Annotated in this window: 21 protein-coding genes; 6 read left to right on the top strand and 15 right to left on the bottom strand. The window is 44.1% G+C overall.

The genetic code is table 11. The features are described 5' to 3' along the window. Position 1: 1 nt before the first annotated feature. The 12 genes from LZG75_RS04965 to LZG75_RS04910 form a co-directional block, all read right to left on the bottom strand. Complete coding sequence (locus LZG75_RS04965; RefSeq protein ID WP_255698810.1) at positions 2-760, bottom strand: sulfite exporter TauE/SafE family protein; 759 nt, start codon at positions 758-760, stop codon at positions 2-4. Positions 761-833: 73 nt separating this feature from the next. Next, positions 834-1,700, bottom strand: coding sequence for a 3-methyl-2-oxobutanoate hydroxymethyltransferase (gene panB / locus LZG75_RS04960; RefSeq protein ID WP_233923757.1), 867 nt, complete (start codon positions 1,698-1,700; stop codon positions 834-836). A gap of 45 nt (positions 1,701-1,745) precedes the next feature. Further along, a complete protein-coding gene (locus LZG75_RS04955) occupies positions 1,746-2,603 on the bottom strand; it encodes an ABC transporter ATP-binding protein (protein ID WP_233935847.1) in 858 nt (285 codons plus the stop codon). Positions 2,604-2,633: 30 nt separating this feature from the next. Beyond that, positions 2,634-3,452 carry an ABC transporter permease gene (locus LZG75_RS04950; protein WP_233923755.1) on the bottom strand — a complete coding sequence of 273 codons (819 nt, stop codon included), beginning with the start codon at positions 3,450-3,452 and terminating at the stop codon, positions 2,634-2,636. Between the two features lie 3 nt (positions 3,453-3,455). Next, entirely contained in the window at positions 3,456-4,307 is an 852-nt protein-coding gene (locus LZG75_RS04945; RefSeq protein ID WP_233923754.1) for an ABC transporter ATP-binding protein, read from the bottom strand. Between the two features lie 3 nt (positions 4,308-4,310). Beyond that, the gene (locus LZG75_RS04940) at positions 4,311-5,192 is read right to left on the bottom strand and encodes an ABC transporter permease (RefSeq protein WP_233935844.1); all 882 of its coding nucleotides are present in this window, start codon (positions 5,190-5,192) and stop codon (positions 4,311-4,313) included. A 90-nt stretch (positions 5,193-5,282) separates the two neighbouring features. Beyond that, positions 5,283-6,407, bottom strand: a complete 1,125-nt coding sequence (locus LZG75_RS04935) for an ABC transporter substrate-binding protein (RefSeq protein ID WP_233935842.1) — start codon at positions 6,405-6,407, stop codon at positions 5,283-5,285. A gap of 158 nt (positions 6,408-6,565) precedes the next feature. After that, positions 6,566-6,874, bottom strand: a complete 309-nt coding sequence (locus LZG75_RS04930; RefSeq protein ID WP_233923751.1) for a Rieske 2Fe-2S domain-containing protein — start codon at positions 6,872-6,874, stop codon at positions 6,566-6,568. 49 nt (positions 6,875-6,923) lie between these two features. Continuing rightward, positions 6,924-7,973, bottom strand: a complete 1,050-nt coding sequence (locus LZG75_RS04925; RefSeq protein ID WP_233935835.1) for a 2Fe-2S iron-sulfur cluster binding domain-containing protein — start codon at positions 7,971-7,973, stop codon at positions 6,924-6,926. An 18-nt stretch (positions 7,974-7,991) separates the two neighbouring features. Further along, on the bottom strand, positions 7,992-8,450 hold the full coding sequence (locus LZG75_RS04920; RefSeq protein ID WP_233923749.1) for a methanesulfonate monooxygenase: 459 nt from the start codon (positions 8,448-8,450) through the stop codon (positions 7,992-7,994). Between the two features lie 33 nt (positions 8,451-8,483). Beyond that, positions 8,484-9,704 carry an aromatic ring-hydroxylating dioxygenase subunit alpha gene (locus LZG75_RS04915; protein ID WP_233923748.1) on the bottom strand — a complete coding sequence of 407 codons (1,221 nt, stop codon included), beginning with the start codon at positions 9,702-9,704 and terminating at the stop codon, positions 8,484-8,486. Positions 9,705-9,761: 57 nt separating this feature from the next. Next, on the bottom strand, positions 9,762-11,432 hold the full coding sequence (locus LZG75_RS04910) for a formate--tetrahydrofolate ligase (RefSeq protein ID WP_233923747.1): 1,671 nt from the start codon (positions 11,430-11,432) through the stop codon (positions 9,762-9,764). A 243-nt stretch (positions 11,433-11,675) separates the two neighbouring features. On the opposite strand from LZG75_RS04910, the gene LZG75_RS04905 reads away from it, so the two are divergent. The 4 genes from LZG75_RS04905 (at position 11,676) to LZG75_RS04890 (ending at position 16,956) form a co-directional block, all read left to right on the top strand. Continuing rightward, entirely contained in the window at positions 11,676-12,365 is a 690-nt protein-coding gene (locus LZG75_RS04905) for a TetR/AcrR family transcriptional regulator (protein WP_233935832.1), read from the top strand. A 102-nt stretch (positions 12,366-12,467) separates the two neighbouring features. Beyond that, positions 12,468-15,368, top strand: coding sequence for a molybdopterin oxidoreductase family protein (locus LZG75_RS04900; protein ID WP_255698783.1), 2,901 nt, complete (start codon positions 12,468-12,470; stop codon positions 15,366-15,368). Next, positions 15,365-16,021 (top strand): 4Fe-4S dicluster domain-containing protein, encoded by a 657-nt coding sequence (locus LZG75_RS04895; RefSeq protein WP_233924368.1) that lies wholly within the window; start codon positions 15,365-15,367, stop codon positions 16,019-16,021. The genes LZG75_RS04900 and LZG75_RS04895 overlap by 4 nt, the downstream gene beginning before the upstream one ends. Further along, positions 16,021-16,956, top strand: a complete 936-nt coding sequence (locus tag LZG75_RS04890; protein ID WP_233924367.1) for a DmsC/YnfH family molybdoenzyme membrane anchor subunit — start codon at positions 16,021-16,023, stop codon at positions 16,954-16,956. Before LZG75_RS04895 ends, LZG75_RS04890 begins: the two co-directional genes overlap by 1 nt. 78 nt (positions 16,957-17,034) lie before the next feature. Here LZG75_RS04890 and LZG75_RS04885 read toward each other — a convergent pair whose 3' ends face one another. After that, entirely contained in the window at positions 17,035-17,316 is a 282-nt protein-coding gene (locus LZG75_RS04885) for an HU family DNA-binding protein (RefSeq protein ID WP_233924366.1), read from the bottom strand. A gap of 149 nt (positions 17,317-17,465) precedes the next feature. Further along, a complete protein-coding gene (gene xsc / locus LZG75_RS04880; protein ID WP_233924365.1) occupies positions 17,466-19,274 on the bottom strand; it encodes a sulfoacetaldehyde acetyltransferase in 1,809 nt (602 codons plus the stop codon). A 157-nt stretch (positions 19,275-19,431) separates the two neighbouring features. On the opposite strand from xsc, the gene LZG75_RS04875 reads away from it, so the two are divergent. Continuing rightward, entirely contained in the window at positions 19,432-20,412 is a 981-nt protein-coding gene (locus LZG75_RS04875) for an AAA family ATPase (protein ID WP_233924364.1), read from the top strand. A 13-nt stretch (positions 20,413-20,425) separates the two neighbouring features. Continuing rightward, on the top strand, positions 20,426-22,183 hold the full coding sequence (locus LZG75_RS04870) for a hypothetical protein (protein WP_233935822.1): 1,758 nt from the start codon (positions 20,426-20,428) through the stop codon (positions 22,181-22,183). A 3-nt stretch (positions 22,184-22,186) separates the two neighbouring features. Here LZG75_RS04870 and LZG75_RS04865 read toward each other — a convergent pair whose 3' ends face one another. Then, complete coding sequence (locus LZG75_RS04865; protein ID WP_233935819.1) at positions 22,187-22,906, bottom strand: GntR family transcriptional regulator; 720 nt, start codon at positions 22,904-22,906, stop codon at positions 22,187-22,189. Between the last annotated feature and the right edge of the window lie 7 nt (positions 22,907-22,913).

Raw genomic sequence — 22,913 nt, 5'->3', positions numbered from 1 at the left:
ACTAAACCAAGGAGTTGACTGTCATATAAATGCCTACCAAAATACATAACCAAGCTGCCACCTTCTTTAAGCGATCAACGCGAACACGATGAGCAATGATGACGCCAATCCAGATTCCAATTAATTCAAACGGCAAGATAAAGGCGACAATTTTAAAATCAACCGCACTATTAAGAATGTTCGCCACCGATCCTGAGCTTGAACCAATAATCTGAATCACTTGGGCAATACCAATAATCAGCAGCGGACTAAATTTTAAGACTAGCATCAAGGGTACAAAAAATAGTGGGCCGCCAGCCCCAGAAAGACCTGAACCAAATCCGGCAATTAAACCAACTAGTATTAGTACAACTGTTTTTTTAATTGTCAATACCTGAGAAGCCGAGTTGCCTGTAAGGTCTGATGAAATGGGTGCCGTTAATGCCCAGACACCGGCCGCAATAACCAACAAACCAATAATGCCAATTAGTAAATGATCGCCTGTAATAGCATTCACTTCGGCACCCAAATAACTAGCTATTAATGTACCGAGGCACACTGGTACCGACATCCGCCAATTAATTGAACCCCGTCTTTGAAATAAATAAGTACCTAAAGCGCCGGTAAAGATAAAGGTGATAAGCGCTGAAGCGCTAGCCTGATGAATATCTAAGCCAGCAAATGCAATTAGGGCTGGAATCAAAAGTACCCCACCCACACCCACCGCACCAATAAATGTTCCCGCCAATAATGCAGTTGTGGCTAATAAAAATAATCCCAGTTCGATCTCCTTAAATAAATAGAGGGCCTTACAGCCCTCTATTTATAGCATCTCAAAATTCTGAGTAAAACGCTTACCAATTAACCAGTTTTTTAAATTTATCCAACTCTTCTGGACTCATAAAAACGGTATGCTCTTTACCGGGATATTGACGAGTTTTAACGTCATGCATATATTCGGTATAGCCTTTTTCTAAAATAGGCACTAAATCACAATAAATTTTAGAATGGCGTGGTACATGCTTTTCATATAGATGGAATAAATCAGAACCAATAATATGCACGCCGTCCGAGGTGCTTCCGGAACCCAGACTAATGACTGGCACATCTAACGTTTCAGCCAAATACTGACTTACTTCTGAAGTACAAACTTCCGTCATGATTGAGAAGCAACCGGCGTCGACGAATGCCTGTGCATCTTCAACCAATTCCTTAGCGCGTTGTGCTGTTTTACCTTGGGCAACGAAACCGCCTAATTGAGGCATTCTCATTGGGCAAATACCGATATGGCCTTGCACAGGGATACCAGCTTTAATAATTGCTTCAATATTGCGGGCGTGATGAATATTGCCTTCGCACTTCATCACTTCGGCACCAGCTTTTGCAACATATTGAGCAGCATTATCAACAGCCTGTTGCTCGGAAAGATGAAAACTCATGTAGGGCATATCAACCATGCGTAAACCATATTGCGAGCCACGCTTTACTGCTTGAGCCATAAACATGACTTCTTCAAATGACACTGAAGTGGTTGATTCATGGCCAAATAGCACCATGCCACCAGTATCACTAACACAAAGAATATCAATACCTAAACGATCGGCAATGATGGCATTCTCATAGTCATAAACTGCAAGCTGAACGATCGGCTCTTTATTCTTTTTCTTCGCATTCAACATCGGAATGGTCATTTTTTTTCTTTTTACTGGTGTATCAGACATTTCTAAATCTCCTCATTAACATAAATTACAAACCACACTATAAAATTAAGACGCAAGCGGCTCAACCCGTTTTGAATAGGCGTCAATAAAATCTGCAGCCGCCTTACTTCCACTCTTAAATGATTTCATTGCCTCAGTATGCAAAATCTTTAAGGCTTCCATTTTTATTTCATTTGCACGGTCTAGCTCAAATAAGCTTTTTAGCCTTCTAGGCCTAGGAATATCAACCTCGATAACGTGCGCTACTTGAGTAGGAATATTTGTCATAATGATTAAGCGATCAGCCAAAAAAATTGCCTCATCAATATCAGTGGTCACAAAAAAATTAGTATGTCGATTTTCTTCATACAAATTTGCATAGTATTCCCACATTAACTCTTTACTCATTTCATCTAAACCACGAAATGGTTCGTCGAGCACCATCACCTCGGGTAAATTAACCAAAGCCCGCGCTAATTCACAACGCCTTTGCATGCCACCCGATAATTGATTTGGAAATTTTGCTTTAAATTGACTTAAGCCTACTTTATTTAACAAAAAGCCGGCCAAATCGCGCGATTCTTTGGTATTTTCACCCCGCGCAATCGGACCAAACATAATATTATCTGCGGTAGTTTGCCAAGGAAATAAAGCCGATTCTTGAAATACCACTAAGCGATCTTTGCCTGGCCCAGTAATCGACTTGCCATCTATAGTTAAAGCGCCGCTAGTTGGTTTTTCAAAGCCCGCTAACAAACGAATTAGGGTACTTTTACCGCATCCTGAAGGGCCAATCATGACCGTTAACTTTCCAGACTCAATAGTGAGCGAGCAATCTTTAATCACTTCTTTAAGGCTGTCACCGTAGCCATAAGATTTACTCACTGACTTGAGCACAATTTCGCCTGTAGCTTTATTTTTCATATTGATATTTGTCATAGCGTTAGCACCGAATTACCTGCGAGTCCATTTTGAGAAATGATCACCTAAGACGCGAATCAGTGAGCTTGATAAATATCCCGCAATACCAATCGAAATCATTCCCACTACAATTTGTTGGTACGAGCCCCCTAAATAAGAGTCCCAAATAAAGAAGCCAAGCCCACCGCCCTTACCACCGCCGTCTGAACCGCCGCCAGAAATCATTTCAGCTGCAACTACTACTTCCCAGGTAATACCCATTCCCACTGAAGCACCAACCGCAATGGAGGGTACCGTAGCTGGCAAGACAATCCGTTTAAAAATATCCCATTGTGATGAACCCATTGAGCGGGCAGCCTGGAAAAAACGCTGGTCAATCGATTGCGCTCCACCAAGCACATTAATCACAATCGTATAAAAGGCGCCTAAAAAGGTGACGAATGCAATTGACATTTCGGCAGTGGGCCAGAAAATAATCGCTGCAGGCACCCATGCCAAAGGTGGTATGGGACGTAATACCTCAAAAGTTGGAAACATGATTCCATAGGCCGTCCGATTAATCGCTAACAATAATCCGAAAGGAATACCGAGAATCATGGCCATTAAGAAACCGGTGAAGACGCGTTTAGAACTTAAGTACCAACTCGTCCAATAGCCGCTATCGGTAAGCAATGGAATCCAGGCTGTAATAACAGCAGAGGGAGCGGGAATTTTGCCAATCCACGGCACTTGAAAACCGAACCAGCCCATTGAACGTGAACAGGTTTCCCAAAACAACAGAAAGACAATGATTGCAATCGTGGCTCGACGGGAAGAGCGATTAAAAAAGAATTTTTGCACTGAGCGAATCATCAACTAGCCCTCCCTTTCGCCAGCAGCGAATGATTTTTTCGCCTCTTCATGCACTAAATCACTAGTCTCTTCCATTAAATCTCTAAAGCGTTGATCGGTTACTACGCTATAACTTCTTGGATACGGAATATCAACGGTTAATACCTTTTTTGGCTTACAAGGGCGACTTGTCATAATCGCTACTTTATTACCCAAAAATAAAGCCTCTTGTAAATCATGAGTAATAAAAAATATAGTAACTTTATTTTTATAATAAATATCTAACAGAGCTTCATGCATTACCGATTTTGTTAATGAATCTAGCGCGCGATAGGGTTCATCTAACAACAACACACTCGGGTCGTTCATTAACGCGCGCACTATTTCAACGCGGCGCCGAACGCCTGAGGAAAGCTCACCAGGAAAATTATTTTCAGTACCCGAGAGCCCTGCATCAGCCATCATCGAAAAGGCTTTTTCTTTAATTTCTTTGATACCCATTTTGCCGGCCATTACAGGCCCAAACATCATGTTATCCAGCACATTTTTCCAGGGAAATAAAGCGCCGTTTTGAAAGACTACGATGCGATCAGAGCCGGGTGTTGCTTGGGGCTTACCGGGGCCACAGAGAAGTTTTCCATCCAGCGTAATGCTGCCACTATTAATACTATGAAAGCCTGCTATCGCATTCAATAGAGTAGTTTTACCGCAACCTGATGGGCCAACAATCATGCAAATTTCACCAGCTGCGATTTCCAGCGAGCAATGATCGACTGCCATCACTGCAGCACCTTCAGGATCATAAATTTTGACGACGTTATCAATTGAAATTTGACCACGACCCATATGTTGGCTTGTTTTTACAGATTCATTCATTGCTTAATTTCCAGATAGCGCTAACTCACGCATACGCCATTGCATCAATCGCTTACCAACCGCACGCACCATTGCGCTCGTTAAGTAACCGATAAACCCTAAAGTCACCATCCCAATAATGATGGTTGGATAACGTACATTGGTATATGAAGTATTAATAATGTAGCCAAGTCCAAACTGCCCCGAGACCATTTCAGCTGCCACTAGAGAAAACCAACAAACGCCAATCGAAATTTGTAAGCCCGTAAAAATAAACGGCGTAGCCCCTGGAATCACCACATTTAAAAAGACTTGGTAGTCCTTAGCACCTAAACACTTTGCAGCTCTGAAATAAGACTCATCAATCGATTCGACACCGAGCATGGTATTTAGGGCGGTCACAAAAAATGAAGCTAGAAAAGCCAAGAAAATGACTGGCGCCTCTAGGCTAGTAAACATAATGATGGCCAGTGGCACCCAAGCTAAGATCGGTATGGGTCGCAACATTTCAAACACCGGAAAGACATATTCCCTAAATTTCGTCGACCAACCTAAGAAAAGCCCAAGCGGCACACCTAAAATTGTCGCCAACGCAAAAGCAATGAAAACACGCAGGCAACTGGCAAGAATATGTTGATAGTATTCGCCGACAAAAATAGAAATGCCATAAGTGGGATTGGGGCTGAGTATCTCGGTAACAACGGTGCGCAAAGCTGGCATTTGTGCAAAACGTGGTAACCGCCAAACCTCAACGGATAAGTGCCAAAAACCTAAAAAAATAATGAAACCTACCAGCATCAAAAAAAGGCGTGGGCTTAAAATTTTCGCCAACAACGAGCCTTCGCGAATTTCGAAATTCAGCCGCTGCTGCTTTACTGTTGGATTTGAATCATTTGAATTCGTCATGAAATAGCAATAATCGGTAAACTAAAAATCATTTGATAAATTAATACTCGAAAAAAACCCCCTTTAATTACAAAGGGGGTCGCATAAAAATTAAATTGGTGCCGGATTAATTACTGCTACATCACCAATTGGCGCTTTTAAATTTCTCGCCTTCAAAGCTTCGTCAGCAAACTTGGAAACGATCGCATCACTGCGTAATTCAGAAACATTAATTGCCTTCATATCTTTTAAAAACGTTGTGGCCCCCGTAAGTAGTGAGCGAACATCAGGAGTAAAGGTAAATGGCAAATTAAAACGTACTTTACTACCCAGTTGATCTGGGCTTTGACCATACACCGATTTAGAAATAGATGAACGGGTAAAGCCAGTAAGTTGGGCCATAGCAATATCAATTACCTCTTTAGCATTTTTCTCATCAGCCAAAAAGAGTTGCGCATCTAGCTCAGCGTTCAACCAAGCTTGGGCAACGTCAGGCCTAGCTTTAATTAAATCGTCACGCATGGTTAAAAAACCGCCGTCGCTTAAGCCAACCGTAAAACCCGAGGCAACCCGCTTCGCCAAACCTTCTTCAACTAATTTAGAGGCGGTTGGCTCCCAAATTGCAGCGCCATCAATTTTTTTCGCTCTAAAGTTACTGGTAATTACTTCAATATTTTGGTTCAGGTAATTTTCAGGTTTAACATTTTCTTTTTTGAAAGCATCTTGCACAAACCTGTCGGTACAAGAGCCCTTCGGTGAGGCCATAATTTTACCGTTTAACCATTGAAAGGCATCTTTGGGCGTTTTAAAATCTGGCGCATCAGGCCTTACTAAAACAATATTGCACATATCCTTGCCCATACCCAACACACCAACAAGACGAATATCGGCAACCTCTGGCTTGGTAGTGGAAACAATCGCAGGCATATCGCCAACGTAACCAATTTGTTGTTTACCCGCCAACATATTATTTACAATAATAGCGCCCTGCAAGCCGACTTGAAACTCAACTGTGGAGCCTTTGGGTAAATATTTTTCGTAAAACTTTTTACCGCGCATAATCACGCCCGACCAAGCCTCTGTGTAATAGGGTTGATAGCCCACCACTAAATTAACTGGCGAGCCCACTTTTCCATAATCAATTGTTTGGGCTAAACCAGGCGAAATACAGCCAGCACTTACAAGCCCAGCCAACAAATATTTCAAGCTATATTTTTTAATTGATGCAAATTTCATTCGTGTCTCCCAATTTATTACCCAGTTTGATTAACTGGTCGTTATTTAAATTCCTATAAATAAGCCTACCATTGGAAAATATAGGAATTTATAAAATTCTGAATCGGTGTTATCCCTTAGTTCTGCAAGAGTTCTTTTAAATACGTAAAAATAGGTGATTATGCGGCGTCTAGCAAGTGAATTTCATCATTAATTTGCTCAATTGGCTTTGTAACTAAAGGCCCTTCAGCCAAGCCCTGCGGCTCGCCAGAAACAATGTCCCACTGCCACAAGTGCTCATGACAAGTTAAAACCTTACCGTCATAAAGGGCTTCCGCAAGGCAAACTTCTTGGTGTGGGCAATAGCCGTTGTAGCCATAGTAGCCATCATCTGAATTGGCAATCAGTAATTTGCCATCAGCAACATCAAAAACCTTAAATCCATCTTGCGGAATATCCGATTTTTTACAGATAAAAGTTGAAGCCATGCTATTTCCAATAAATGTAGAGAATTATTTTCATAAAATTTGACAGATATTAACCAAATTTGTCGTATAAAATTTCTGTTGCTGGTATGCGCGCTTTTAATAACAGCATTCTTAGGGCACCATCTACTAAGGGAGGCGGTCCTGCCAAATAGGCTCTTGTTTTGGGGGTAAATTGTCCTTCCATCACGCGCATGGCCACTTCATGTACAAAACCCTGATCGAAGGTTAGCAGTGGGTTTGCTGCGATTAATGCAGCGCTCGCAGGGCCATCTGAAAAGGCTACCAAGACCTTTAGAGCGCCTTTTGACTGCTCGACAAATTGTCTTAGCTCGCTGACAAAAAATAAATCGGCGGGAGTGCGGACACCAAAAAATACATCAGCACGATTACGCAGGTATGCCCCAGAGGCGATGAAGGCTGCCAAAATCGACATCATTCCAGCCATGCCAGTCCCGCCTGCTATACAGACTAAATCTCGATCTAACTCACCCTCGTAAACTGCTTTGCCAATGGGGCCAAATAAATTAGCCTTCAGCCCAATTACATTTTCTTGCTCAAATAAGTAATCAGATAAGAGTCCTTGGGGTTTCTTTTTAATGACAAAATCTAGCGTATCCGTGAATTTGGCCTGATTGGTCATTGACCATGCTCTTCCACCTTGTATCCCTGCAAACTCTAAGACCATAAATTGCCCTGGCATAAAAGAGATTGGCTGTGAAAGTTTTACCGAAAAAGTCATTACGCCTGGGGCAACCGTAGCCGCAGCATAAATTTCACCGGTTAACCATTGTGGCCTTTGGTCGACTGCCTTAAGCGGCTTTAATTTTGAACGAACCTCGATTTTTAAATCAGTTGAGGCCGCACACTGGCATAATAAAAAATCATCCGTCGATTTCAGCAGAGCACGTGCCGGAGCTTCAGCCCATAACCAACTAAATTCTCCAGAAATGCGCTTGACCTTACAAGTACCACAGGTTCCTGTCGCACACTCATAGGGCACATCCGCGCCCTCTTTTAACCCAGAATATAAAAGGCGGCTGCTCGCTTTAGACTCATAAACTTGGGTAGTTTCGCCCGCGCCGATTAATTCAACTTTCATCGTGGTACTTATCAAGCCTTAAAAAGGAATATGGTGACCAAAGCCAAACATGCGGGTCTCCATCTTAATTTCACGACTCAGTAATTTAAATTCTTTGTTGGCTTCAGTAATCTTGTCATACACCTTAGCCACCGCAAATAATTCGGTTGCACCCCCATCTAGGGTGGTTCTAAAAACTTCTAGAAAAGTGACTGCATCCCACTCATGGGCGCCTGCTTTACTGACTAAGTACACATTCCCTAAGCGAGAGAGGCGTGAGTGATCGCTATTATGTTTTGGTAGGTTATCAAATAACAACTTGAGAGAATCGCGCGACTCCTCTAGCCAAATCATCTCTTTACGTATTTCAGGGCTATAAGCCGTAATTTTGTAGTGGTACTGAGGATCACATAAGGCTATAAAACCGGCAAAATTCAAATCGTCTAAAGTCAAAAAACTTTTATAAATAAGCTCTGAAATTTGTATACGATCATCCATTATTACTCTCTCAAAAATAAAGCAGTCTGTAAGTTAAGCAACTTCTTTCACAGCATTTAACTTGTTATCGCCAAGCGGATTAAAAGCGGGCCGTTGCATTTTTTTGCTCCACTCTGCATAAAAATGACGCATACCAACTTCATCATGAATCGTCGAATTTTCCTCGCGACCATGAATCACCCACTTGCTATCAGTCCCATCGCGCATCGCTCTGCCTTGACCATGAACGCCAAGCAAATCTTCATGCAGATTACGGCCAAATGGACCCCAAATGACATTGTGATCATGAATACGTTCAGCACGCTGCTCTGGAGTATCGCTTTTCGGTGCAAGACCCCTAAATTCAATAATCAATTTATTAGGGCCGAGTGGAATAGCGGTATCCATGCGTAAAACCGACGTGCGTAAATTAAATGTCATCCCAGGAAAGATATCAATCAAGATCCAGCCCCCTGGCGCAAGCCCAGGCCAACCTACAGCACGTTCTTTGCTACCTTTGGTATAGGCGTCATACTTTACTTCCATTGAACCTACCGTTGCGTGACCATTGGGATAACCGGTATATTTGCGATCAAAATAACCAGGCTGCATCATGCCTGTAGCTTTATTGAAGTAGTGCATGTAATCGTGATAAAACTCACTGTTAGTGTCGTGCCACAATTTATAGTTCGTATCGACGATAGCCTTGTGGTAGTGGAATACTTCTAATGGCATCGATAAATTATCATCCAGCATATTCATCGAATCGCCGATATATTCTTTTAGTGTTGGCGCTTGATCATCAACGTTAACCCAAACGAAGCCACCGTAACCAATTTCAGTTCTAACTTCTCTCAAGCCAGCATTTTCACAGGTATAACGATCTTGGTAGCCCTGTGTGCCACGTGAAATTTCTATACACTTACCTTTGGTATCAAACATCCAAGCATGGAAAATACAAGTGATGCGCTTCGCATTGCCCACCGGATCGTACAACAACGTGTTGCCACGGTGTGGGCAAATATTGTAAAAAGAGCGGACCTGCATATCTTCACCGCGCACAATAATTAAGGGCGCTCCGCCTGGATGGCTAAAGGTACGATAATCGAAAGCATTAACTAACTCGCTCTCATGGCAAGCAATAATCCAGCTTTTGTTAAAGATTTTTTCTTGCTCTTCTTTAAATAAACCTTCATCGGTGTAAATGCGGCTGTCGACAAAATGTGAGTTCGGAAAACTTGGGGTTTGCAGCCATTCGGCAGAATTACGAGACATATTTCGCTCCCTAATTAAAATAAATTGATTGAAGTTACGCTGATAAAAGATTGCTGATTAAAAAAGGCCTGTTACTTTGCCGTCAATATAGTCAATTTTTTCTGCCGAAGGTACCTTAGGTAAACCAGGCATGGTCATGATGTCACCACAAACCATGACGATAAATTCAGCGCCAGCAGCCAAGCGAACTTCACGCACAGTAATGGTGTGTCCCTCTGGAGCGCCACGTAATTTTGCATCGGTTGAAAAAGAACTTTGAGTTTTGGCTACACATACTGGGTAATGCCCATAACCCTGCTCCTGCAGACTGGCAATTTGCGCACGGACTTTTGAATCCGCATTTACTTCCCCAGCACGGTAAACCCGTTTTGCGATTTTATTAATTTTTTCCCAAAGCGTATCTTCTTCTTCGTAAACAAACTGCATTTTTTTATCAGATTCGCAAAGGTCAACAACAATCTTGGCTAGATCTGCCGCACCTTTACCGCCATGGGCCCAATGCGAAGCCACTACTACTTTTGCTCCAAAACGATCCATCCGCTTACGAATCAAATCGATTTCTGCATCGGTATCACTCAAGAATTGATTGATCGAAACAACGCAGGGTAAGTTATAGACCTGAGTAATGTTTTCAACGTGACGCTCCAAATTGACCAAACCCTTATCTAAGGCAATTAAGTCTTCTTTAGTTAAATTGGCAACATCAACTCCACCGTGATACTTCATCGCGCGCACTGTTACTACGATCACGACAGCCGCAGGACGCAAACCTGACTTACGGCATTTAATATCAATAAACTTTTCAGCGCCCAAGTCCGCACCAAACCCTGCTTCTGTCACTACATAATCCGCTAACTTCAATGCGGCTTGAGTGGCAATAACTGAATTACAACCATGGGCAATATTGGCAAAGGGGCCACCATGAACAAAGGCTGGATTATTTTCTAAGGTTTGCACCAAATTAGGTGCCAGCGCATCTTTAAGCAATACCGTCATGGCACCATGCGCATTCAGATCTTTTGCTAAAACGGGCTTTAAATCGCGGGTATAGCCAACCACAATTTTTGACAAACGCTCTTTTAAATCCTCGATTGACGTGGCCAAACAGAAAATTGCCATGATCTCTGAGGCAACCACAATATCAAAGCCATCTTCACGGGGGTAGCCATTACCAGGGCCTCCCAAGCCAGCAGTAATGGAGCGTAGAGCGCGGTCATTCATATCCACTACCCGCTTCCATTGAATACGACGCACATCAATACCCAAGGTATTGCCATGATAAATATGGTTATCAATTAAAGCCGCTAGCAAGTTATTAGCCAAGGCAATCGCCGAAAAATCGCCCGTGAAATGCAAATTAATATCTTCCATGGGCACGATTTGGGCGTAGCCTCCCCCGGCTGCCCCGCCCTTTACGCCAAACACTGGGCCAAGAGAGGGTTCACGCAAACAAATCATGGCTTTTTTGCCGATATGGTTCAGCGCATCGCCCAAGCCAACCGTAGTGGTGGTTTTACCTTCGCCTGCGGGGGTTGGACTAATTGCTGTTACTAAGATAAGTTTGCCGTCTTTTTTGTTTTTTAAGGTATCTAAATAAGCTAATGAGACCTTGGCCTTGTAATGCCCAAATGGCTCTAGCGAGTCTTCAGGAATGCCTAAGCGCTCCTTGGCAATTCCGGCGATCTTTTTCATGGTCGCTTTTTGAGCTATTTCGATATCACTTGGCATTTGAACCTCTGTAAAATTAACGGTTATCTGAAGACGGCCTAAAGCTTAATTAATCTATTGATAATTAGAACTATACAACATTAATGCAAAAATTTCACAGTATTTATCAACGATTAATTAGGGAAACTACTTAGACGACCTGCAACGCTAAGGGGCATCCAAGTAAATACAATAGCTTATCAAGCTTTTTACGATTTTTGGGTATTTCAATATTGCAGCATTTACTAGGTTTTATAACACCATATGCCCCTTAAAGTTGCTAAACGCAAACCAGCCAAAAAGGCGCCACAAAAATCGCGCATCAGAATGGCGCCGAGTCAGCGGCGCGAGCTCATTTTGGCGGGGGCTATCGATTACTTTGCTGAACTAGGCTTTACTGGCAAAACTAGGGAACTGTCTGAGCGCCTAGGCATTACCCAGCCCCTACTCTACCGCTACTTCCCTTCAAAACAGGTCTTGATGGAAGAAGTGTTCGAAATCATCTTCTTAGACTCTTGGCAAAAAGAGTGGGATGCGTTACTAGAAAACCAAACTATTCCCCTAAAAAAGCGCCTCGTAACCTTTTATCAACAATATTTTGAGGATAGCTTCTCGCGCCGGTGGATTCGGGTGTATTTATATTCAGGTTTAGCGGGCACTGGCATGAATCAGAAATACCTCAAGATGATTCGTCAACGGCTGATTGATCCAGTTTGCATGGCCTTAAGAGCCCTCTGCGGTGATGATAAAAGCTGGGGGCCAATCTCCGATGATGAGCGAGAATTTGTTTGGGTCTTACATGGTAGTTTCTTTGCTTATGCTACCCGTAAATATATTTTTAACCACGAGACTAAAATTAATTTTGAAGGCTACTTAACCCGATCAATTGAAAATTTCCTTGATGGCGCTAAAGCGAATTATCCTAAGTTACGCTTAGTTAAAGCCTCTAGCTAGCTTTTTTAACGCATTTATTGCCCGACTTTTTTTAAAGCCACATTCTTCGCCAATTTTGTGTATCCTACCTCTTAGATTTTAATTTATCAAAAGCTAAACAATATGTTCAAACTCTTTTCCAGTGCCCCCGTTCACGATCCCATTGGTCAGCAACAGCCAATCGATGAAATTAAGAAAACCACTTGCTATATGTGCGCCTGCCGTTGCGGCATTCGCGCCCACCTGCGCGAGGGCGAACTCGTCTACATCGATGGTAATCCTGATCACCCCTTAAACAAGGGCGTGATCTGCGCCAAGGGCTCAGCAGGAATCATGAAGCAAAAATCACCTGCTCGCATTACTCAGCCCCTCTTACGTAAAGCCGGTAGTGCTAGGGGTGAAGGTGCTTTTGAACCGATTAGTTGGGAGCAAGTATTTGAAATCTTAAGCGAGCGCTTAGCAAAAATTCGTGCTTCCGATCCAAAGAAATTTGCTCTGTTTACTGGCCGCGATCAGATGCAAGCCTTAACCGGTTTGTTTGCGCGTCAATTTGGTACGCCAAATTATGCCGCCCATGGTGGCTTTTGTTCTGTCAATATGGCTGCAGGCATGATCTACACCATCGGTGGTAGCTTTTGGGAATTTGGTGGTCCTGATTTAGATCGAGCTAAATTATTTATTATGATTGGTACCGCTGAAGATCATCACAGCAACCCGATGAAAATTGCTTTATCCAAATTTAAGCGTGCCGGCGGCCGCTTTATTTCTATTAATCCAGTGCGCACAGGTTACTCAGCAATTGCCGATGAATGGATACCCATTAAACCTGGTACGGATGGCGCCTTATTTATGGCGTTGATGCATGAGCTCATTCGTGAGGAGAAGTTCGATGCCCCATTTTTGCAGCGCTATAGTAATTCAGGGCAATTGGTTTGTTTAGATTCTGGCCCAGAAGAGGGGCTATTTTTGTATGATCCCGATAGCGAGCAAATTAACCTGGATCTACCGCACAATAAATATGTGTGGGATGAAAAAACCAATAGTGCTCGTCCTTGCTTTGAGGCTGGAGTATCGCCTGCCCTCAGCGGTGAATACATCATGGGCGCAGGCCCTCATGCCGGTAAAAAAGTTGCGCCTGCATTTGAGTTACTGCGTCGTCAAGTTGCTGATACCACGCCAGAGTGGGCTGCCTCGATTACGGGTATTGCGGCTGAGCGGATTCGGCAGCTCGCTAAAGAAATGGCGCATGCCGCTTTCGAACAAGCCTTCGAGTTACCGATTCAGTGGACTGACGTATGGGGTGTTGAGCACGATAAAGTGATTGGCCGCCCTGTTGCATTTCATGCAATGCGCGGTCTTTCGGCTCATTCAAATGGTTTTCAAACGACCCGGGGGCTAGCCGTCTTAATGTCATTGCTAGGCACCATCGATCGCCCAGGTGGCTTTCGCCATAAGGCGCCCTATCCAAGACAGGTACCGCCCAATGTCAAACCACCCTCTTCTGAGGCTGATGTCAAACCTAATACCCCGCTTGGTAAAGCGCCGCTTGGTTGGCCCACTCAACCTGAAGACCTCGCGCTGGATAATAATGAGCAACCCCTACGCATAGATAAGGCCTATTCTTGGGAGCACCCCTTAGCAGCACATGGCTTAATGCACAACGTGATTACCAATGCAGTTAAAGGTGATCCCTACACCATCGATACGCTGATGATTTTCATGGCTAATATGTCGTGGAATTCCACCATGAATACCATGCAAGTGCGTGAGTTATTAAATTCGAAAAATGCTGATGGTGAATTTAAAATTCCTTTCTTAGTGGTGTGTGATGCCTTCCAGTCGGAGATGGTTGATTTTGCAGATCTAGTTTTGCCCGATACAACTTATTTAGAGCGTCACGACGTGATGAGCATGCTCGATCGTCCGATCTCGGAATTTGATGGGCCTGTAGATTCAGTCCGTATTCCGGTATTGGCGCCGATGGGAGAATGCAAGCCCTTTCAAGAGGTGCTTGTTGAATTGGCTTCCCGCCTGAAATTACCTGCGTTTACAACCGCAGATGGCCAACGTAAATTTACTGGCTATACCGATTTCATTACCCGCTTTGAAACCGCGCCTGATTCTGGCATTGGATTTTTAGCGGGCTGGCGCGGCAAAGAAGGAGATAAAAGTTTGCGCGGCGAGCCGAATGCAAATCAATGGCAACAATACGCCGATAACAATTGTGTATTTCAATATCACATGCCCGAAGAACATCATTACATGCGCAATTGGAATCGTAGCTACCTCGATTTTGCTAAAGCCAATGCGATCCGGCAAAAAAATGATCCGATTATGATTGCGGTGTATTCCGATATCTTGCAAAAATTTCGTTTAGCAGCGCAAGGTAAGCGCCCAGGTCGCAAACCCCCCGAGCATCTAAAAAAACGGATTGAAAAATATTTTGATCCCTTACCATTTTGGTATCCCCCACTCGAAGAAGAAGTGACGGACTTAGCGACTTTTAATTTAAACGCAATTACCCAACGGCCCATGGCGATGTATCACTCTTGGGATTCCCAAAATGCATGGCTGAGGCAAATTCATAGCCATAATTATTTATTTGTGAATACCAAGACGGCTACCGATCAAGGCATTGCTGATGGCGCCTGGATTTGGATTGAATCGCAATGGGGCAAAGTGAAATGCATGGCACGCCATTCCGAAGCAGTTGACCCAGGCACAGTTTGGACTTGGAATGCGATTGGCAAAGCAGAGTCGGCTTGGAGCTTAGCTGCTAATGCCGACGAGTCAAAAAAAGGGTTCCTACTGAACCATCTTATTACCGAAGAATTGGCCTTAGGCGGCTTTACTGTCAGCAATTCCGATCCCATTACAGGTCAAGCAGGTTGGTATGACGTGCGGGTCAAATTAGCTTTAGCCGATGCTAGTGAACCTGCAGAAACTTGGCCACAAGTGAAAGCCTTCACAGTACCTGGTATGCCCTTAGGTAAGAATGCAAAAAATGCTGGGGAGTTTCAATGAAAACCAATAAACAACTTGCCCTCGTCATCGATTTAAATGTTTGCGTTGGTTGTCATGCTTGCGTTACCTCTTGCAAGGAGTGGAATACCCAAGGCTCAGCTGGTCCGTTAACCGATTTGCATGCATACGGTGAAAATCCGACTGGCACTTTTTTTAACCGCGTACAAACCTATGAAGCGGGTTCATTTCCAAAAATGGAAACCGTGCATTTTCCTAAGTCGTGTTTGCATTGTGAAGATCCCCCTTGTGTGCCTGTATGCCCTACTGGGGCAAGTTATAAACGGGCTGAAGATGGCATTGTTTTAGTTGATTACGATAAATGCATTGGCTGTAAATATTGTGCTTGGGCCTGCCCATATGGCGCACGCGAGCTCGACGAAGAACGTCAGGTAATGACTAAATGTACTTTATGCGTTGATCGCATCTATAGCAAAACTTTGCCCGAAAGTGAACGTAAACCTGCCTGTGTATTAGCCTGCCCCACCAGTGCGCGTATTTTTGGTGACGTGCATGATCCCCTATCAGAAGCCAGTATCGCCATTAAAGAACGCGGTGGATATTCGCTAATGCCCGAATGGGAAACACAACCAGCCAATCAATATTTACCCCGCTCAATTATGGACACCATTCAAGCTGTAATGGATGAAAACTAATGCAACCTAATTTTTCTCTCATTTTTTTTACTACCTTAGCGGGAATGGCTCAAGGTTTAATTATTTCTATTGCCCTTATCAATTTGCGCACTGTAATATTGCCGAGTGAATTTCTTGCTTGGCTTGCTTTGCCAGTAGCCTTAGCACTACTATTGATTAGCTTACTAGCCTCATTTTTTCACTTGGGTCACCCCGAGCGCGCTTGGCGGGCTATGCTAATGTGGCGTACTTCATGGCTTTCTCGTGAGGTGCTAGTTTTACCCTTATTCATTGCCGTTACCGGCTTAGCTTGGCTCTTTACAATTAACCAGCAACAACCAACTTGGTTATGGCTTGCTCTAATTATTCTGGCTATTGCTTTGTGGGTTTGTACTGCACAAATTTATCAATGCATTCGCTTTATTCAAGAGTGGGCCAGCCCCCTAACCTTGGTTAATTTCATGGCGCTAGGCCTCACATCGGGCTGGCTCTTATTCGCCAGCTTAATTGCTATTTGGCCCTCTGTCATTCCAGCAATCGAGCCATCACTTCTAGCGGGCTTTGGTTTCATTTTACTTTTCGCCTGTCTCAACATTAAGTTATGGATTTGGCGCCGGAATCAACGCCTAAAGCCTATTTCGAATTTAAATTCTGCTACAGGAATTAAAAATCCTCAACTTCGGCAAACTTCCATGGGCTTAATGGGTGGCAGCTTTAATACCCGCGAATTTTTTCATCAGCAAAGTAATTTAGTAATCAGTAATTTACGAAAAATTATTTTCTTTAATGCCTACTTTGTCCCGATGATCGCCTTAGCATATGCTATTTCCGCACAAAGCTATAGCTGGATCATGGTCGCTTTTATCATTCACTGTAGCGGTTTAATTGCGGAGCGTTGGATGTTTTTTGCTGAAGCAAACCATCCGCAAAATTTATATTATCAACGGGTTTCATAAAAATAATTAACGCTGTCATTAAAACAAAGCTTAAAAAAACCGCCAGCAGATGGCGGTTTTTTTATTAAGAATTTAAATTTACTTACGCTTATTAACCGCATCTTTAAATGCTTTACCTGCTGAAAATTTGGCGGTCTTCGCAGCGGGAATCTTAATTTCTGCACCAGTAGCAGGGTTACGCCCTAGTCGAGCCGCTCTTTTACCCGATTTAAAGGTGCCAAAACCAATCAGTTGCACTACGCCACCTTTAGTAACCGCTTTAATAATATTGTCGATAACCGAACTTAGAACACGGTCGGCAGATGCTTTAGATAATTCGGCATCTGCGGCAATTTTTTCCACTAATTCTGATTTATTCAATTGAAACTCCTTTATTTAATTTATGGCGCGCTGAAACAGTAAATATCGTATCACTAGCTAGGGTTATTAACCCTAGGGAATATCCCTAGGCGATAACTCTCTAGAAAGCTTAGCTTTTAAGGGCTAAGCCTGCATCGATCCCGCTAAACTTACACGTAATCTTGGTATTTTTCCAATAAACGGACCGGTTTTGATAAAGCATCGCGACGGAATGGATCACCTAATTCACGGGTGCACATAATTTCTATTACGCAGGTTTTGCCTTCCTTCATTTGCATCTCAATTGCTTGCTTTAGGGCCGGCCCTACTTGATCTAAGCGATCGACCACAATACCTTCGGCGCCCATCGACTTAGCGATTTCAGCAAAACTGGGGCTCTCCAACTCACCCGCAACAAAACGCCGATTATAGAAATCGACTTGATTTTTCTTTTCAGCTCCCCACTGGCGATTATGAAAGACGATTGCTGTTACAGGTATGTTGTGCCTAACCGCTGTTAAGATTTCGACCATACTCATCGCCCAGGCACCATCGCCAGCATAGGCAATTGCGGGGCGATTGGGCGCAGCAGTTTTGGCGCCCATAATAGTTGGCAGAGCGTAGCCGCAGTTACCAAAACTCATTGGCGCGAAAAAACTGCGTGGCTTTTCAAAGCGTAAATAGCTGTTGGCAACCGAATTAATATTACCAATATCGGTTGAAACCATCACATCTGCGGGCATTGCTTTCTCTAATTCACGCAGTACCTCACGTGGATGTAAATATTCCCCACCCAGCGGTGTCTTTTCTTTTTTCTGCTCTTCAATCATGTCAAGGCTAAAGGCATCTTTTTCATGAGTCCATGCGTCTAATTCTTTTTCCCACGCAGCCTTTTCGGCCGCAATGATTTTCGCCCGCTCTGCTTTATTGGCATCAGCTACTAAGGTTTTCTTTTCTAAACGCTTACTTAAGGCAATCGCTGCCGCTTTGGCATCGCCACAAATACCTACGGAAATTTTCTTCACTAAACCCAGCATCTTATTGTCTGCATCGATCTGAATAATCTTGGCATGCTTGGGCCAGTAATCCATGCCATGCTGGGGCAAAGTGCCAAAGGGGCCCAAGCGTGAACCTAAAGCCACCACCACATCAGCCTGAGAAATTAATTTCATCGCCGCCTTAGAACCTTGATATCCCAAAGGACCACACCACAGCGGATGACTAGCAGGAAAGGAGTCATTGTGTAAATAGCTATTCACCACCGGCGCACCAAGGCGCTCAGCTAAGGCTTTACATTCTTCAACGCCATCGGCCATAACCACACCACCACCCGAAATAATCACGGGAAACTTGGCATTTGCTAAAAGCTCGGCGGCAGCATCTAAGCTAGTCTCTCCACCGGGCCCACGATCTAAGCGATTGGGCTGAGGAATCTCGACTTCAATTTCACCATAAAAATAATCACGGGGAATGTTGAGTTGAGTTGGCCCCATTTCCGACATGGCCCGATCAAAACAGCGCCCAGTAAATTCAGCCATCCGCTTGGGATTATTCACATGCCCTTGATATTTGGTGAACTCTTCAAACATCGGTAATTGGTTCGCTTCCTGAAAGCCACCTAAGCCCATTCCCATCGTGCCGGTCTCAGGGGTAATAATCACTACTGGGCTGTGTGCCCAATAAGCTGCTGCAATTGCAGTAACGCAATTACTAATGCCTGGGCCATTTTGACCAATGACTACCCCATGCCTGCCGCTGACTCGCGCATAGCCATCTGCCATATGCGCAGCACCCTGCTCATGCACTACCGGAATTAAACGAATACCTGCAGGCGCAAAGATATCCATCGCATCCATAAATGCCGAGCCCATAATGCCAAAAATATCCTTGACATCATTGGCAGCCAGCGTCTCGACAAAGGCCTCTGAGGGCGTCATTTTGTGGGGGCCACTACTTAAATTGGGCATATTTTTAGACATGGGGATGATTTCCTATTCGATTAAATGGAACAATTTGTTCTATAATTTGCATAATAATCAGGGATTTTAGCTTAAGTCAAGCGATTAAACCATTATATGGAATATATTGGAGTAGAAATTTGGATCGATTCGATGATGGTCTTTTGGAGAAGGAAGCATGTCCAGCCCCAGTGTTTTAGCAGATTTAAGTCTACTGCAACCCGATCGGCAAGTGGAAGCAAAAGAGGCCTTTCCTGAATGCGCATTGCGGGCTAATTTTGTCGTCCCCGCTTTCAGTCAGCCGAATGAATTCGTGCCCCCAATTGATCCAGCCTACTGCCTGAATGCAGACGTCACACTGGCGGTGCTGGCGGGATTTGCTTTTAATCGGCGGGTTTTATTGCAGGGGATGCATGGCACGGGGAAATCAACCCATATTGAACAAATTGCTGCGCGACTCAATTGGCCTTGTTTACGAATTAATCTCGATGGCCAAATTAGCCGCATGGATTTAATTGGCAAAGATGTGATTGCTCTCCGTGAGGGTAAACAAGTAACCGAGTTTCAGGAGGGCTTAATCCCTTGGTCCTTACAGCGCCCTATGGCGTTGGTGCTAGATGAATACGATGCGGGGCAGCCCGAGGTTATGTTTGTAATTCAGCGCATGTTAGAGCGCGAAGGGCGGCTGACTTTATTAGATCAAAATCGGGTCATTGCACCCCACCCCGCGTTTCGTATTTTTGCGACGAGCAATACTGTTGGCTTAGGTAATTGGAATGGCTTATATCATGGCACGCAATTGCTCAACCATGGCCAAATGGACCGCTGGGATATTGTTGCTGCACTCAATTATCTTTCGCCTGATCAAGAGGCTAAAATTGTCTTAGCTCGCGTACCAGAAATGGCTTCTCACCCCATGCAAAATGTAGTCGACTCAATGGTGCACCTAGCAAGTCTCACGCGTAACGGTTTTGCGGCAGGCGATTTATCAACCCTCATGTCTACCCGTACATTAATTACGTGGGCTGAAAATTGGCGCATTTTTAACGATTTGTCGATGGCTTTTCGTTTAGCATTTTTGAATAAATGCGCTGCTGAAGAACAATCTCTAGTAGCCGAGTACTATCAACGTTGTTTTGATGCTGAGTTACACAGTTAAATAAATTTAAATTGTGCAAAATCAATCGCATCATGATTTTCAGCGCCAAGACCAATTCGCGGCAGTTATCCGCTCCTTATCTGGCGATTTAAGTACAGAAATACGTAATTGGCAGCTGTATCAAGCCGCCAAACCTTTTGGCCAGTTAGCGCCCCATCTGCTCTTAGAGCATCAGCAGCCATCGTGGTTTCAGGCGCGCGGCATACTCGATGGAATTGCCTTGCGTTTACGGTATTCCGATCATGCTTTACATCGGTCCCTGAGCCCAGAAGATCAATTGGGATCTTTTATTTTCGAAGTTTTAGAACAAATACGGGTAGAAAGTATTTGTCCTAATTACTTAGTTGGCAGTAAAAAAAATTTACGTCAACAATTTATTGCTTGGCTTACCCAATGGATGACATCGGGCCAAGCTGAAGGCAGCATTGGCTTACTCTTACTGGCTATTTTTAGTATGGTCTGGATGCGGCTGAATAATCAAGAGTTACCGCAACTGATGCAAGATACGGTAGAGGCAACCCGTGCCGGCTTATCTACAGATACTGGCCCCATTCTTAAACAACTTAAAGCCTGTCGAACCCAACAGGAAGCTTATGCAGAGCAGGCCCTCTTATTAGTAGCTATGGTCTGCACGCTCGTACGTAACGAATATCAAAGTCAACCTAGCTTGCGGTCAAAACGCAAACAGGCCAATACGACTGCTTTATTAATTGATTGGCTACCACCGCAGGAAACTAACACTAGCATCACCGAGAAACCGCATACTAGCAGTAGTAAACAAGCCCAATTCAGAGAAACTCAGGCAATACTCAATCAGTATCACATTTATAACTCTGCTTATGATCTTGAAATAAAGGCAGAAACTGCGGTGCGGATAGAGCAATTACACAGTTATCGCGCTGAAATAGATCAGTGTATTCAGGCTTGGCAAATTCCTTGGGGGAAATTTATGCGGATCTACACTGCCCTCCTAGCTCAGCCCCAATTGAGTCAGTGGCAAAATACAGCCAATGAAGGATTGCTCGATCGTCGCCATCTCATTCGCGTCATTTCTTCACCTTTGCAAGCGCCCATCCAAAAGCAACAGATTACAAAACCGCTGGCGCGCACTCAAATTACCTTTCTATTGGATTGCTCAGGCTCAATGAAAGCACAGCGTCTCGCACTGGCTAGTTTTATCGATGTCATGGTGCGAATACTAGAGTCTGCCGGTGTAGCTACAGAAGTCTTAGGCTATAGCACACTGGCCTGGCAAGGTGGCAGGCCTTTTAAAGAATGGCAAAAAGCAGGCTCTGGCGCAAACCCAGGGCGCCTCAATGAACGTGCGCATTGGATTTTTAAAGATCATCAAACCAGTTGGCGTAAGGCCCGTTTAGGCATGGCCGCCCTATTAAAGCCCGACCTCTATCGCGAGAGCTTAGATGGCGAAGCTTTGCTCTGGGCTACAAATCGCATAGCTAAGAGCGGCTCAGCTATTCACGATAAAAAAATAATTCTGCTATCAGATGGTTGTCCAATGGATCGCGCAACCCAGCAGGCTAACGGTGAAGCATTTTTGCTCGACCACTTACTTCATGTCTTGGCGTGGACCCAGCAAACAAAAATTCAAGTCTGGGGCTGTGGTATCGGTGAAGAAATGCGTAGCGCATTTAAACAACGCTTAAGTTGGGAACTTCATACAAGCAAAGACAGTCAGCTCCCTGCAGCTGCGCTAGTCGTTACTGCAATTAGTAATTGGGCTCAAGAGTTAGCAGATCAAACTAAACGGTAGACCCTAAACTACTAGCTCATTAAAGTATTCATGCTGCGTGGTATTTACGGTTGAAATACGCCACTCAATCGGCTCATCTTGTAAATTAAAAGCGACTCGACGAATCGTAATTACAGGCGATTGGGGTTTTAACTCTAGCCAACTTGCAAATTGCTTGCCTGCTAACCCAGCCCTTAAGCGTTCACGCGTGCGCGCTACCGACTGGCCATACTTCACTTGGTATAACTGATAAATACTGCCTTGGCGATTTTCAAAGATCGTTCGGGTTAAATTTTTAAAGCGTTTTTTATCAAGCGTAATTTGATCAATCATCACGCACTGCTCTTCTAGGTAAAGTCGATTGACAATACGCCAAACGGGTGATCCCTCTTTAATGTCCAGCTTCATTGCCTCCTCACGACTTGCTAAGGCGCTATTTAATGAGGCCAGCTCAACGCGCGGAGTAATTTTTTTATCGGCATCATGCCGCACAACATGAAAGAAGTAATACAGCTGACGCTTCGAGTCATGCTCGGCCTGAAAAGTACCCTTCCCTTGCCGCCGAATAACAATTCCTTCGGCTACTAACTCATCGACTGCCTTGCGTAATGTTCCAATCGAAACATCAAACTCTTGAGACAAATCTTTTTCTGCCGGCAAGGCCTGCCCAATAGGAAAACGGCCCCTGACCAAATCAGCGGTGATTTTTTGCTTCACCTCTTGATAGGCGGTCAGGGACTTCATACCGTTA

The sequence above is a fragment of the Polynucleobacter sp. IMCC30063 genome (assembly GCF_021395235.1).
In the GTDB taxonomy this organism is placed as follows: Bacteria; Pseudomonadota; Gammaproteobacteria; order Burkholderiales; family Burkholderiaceae; genus Polynucleobacter.
Note: the sequence above shows the minus strand (reverse complement) of the source record. Positions and strands in the feature narration are given on the sequence as shown.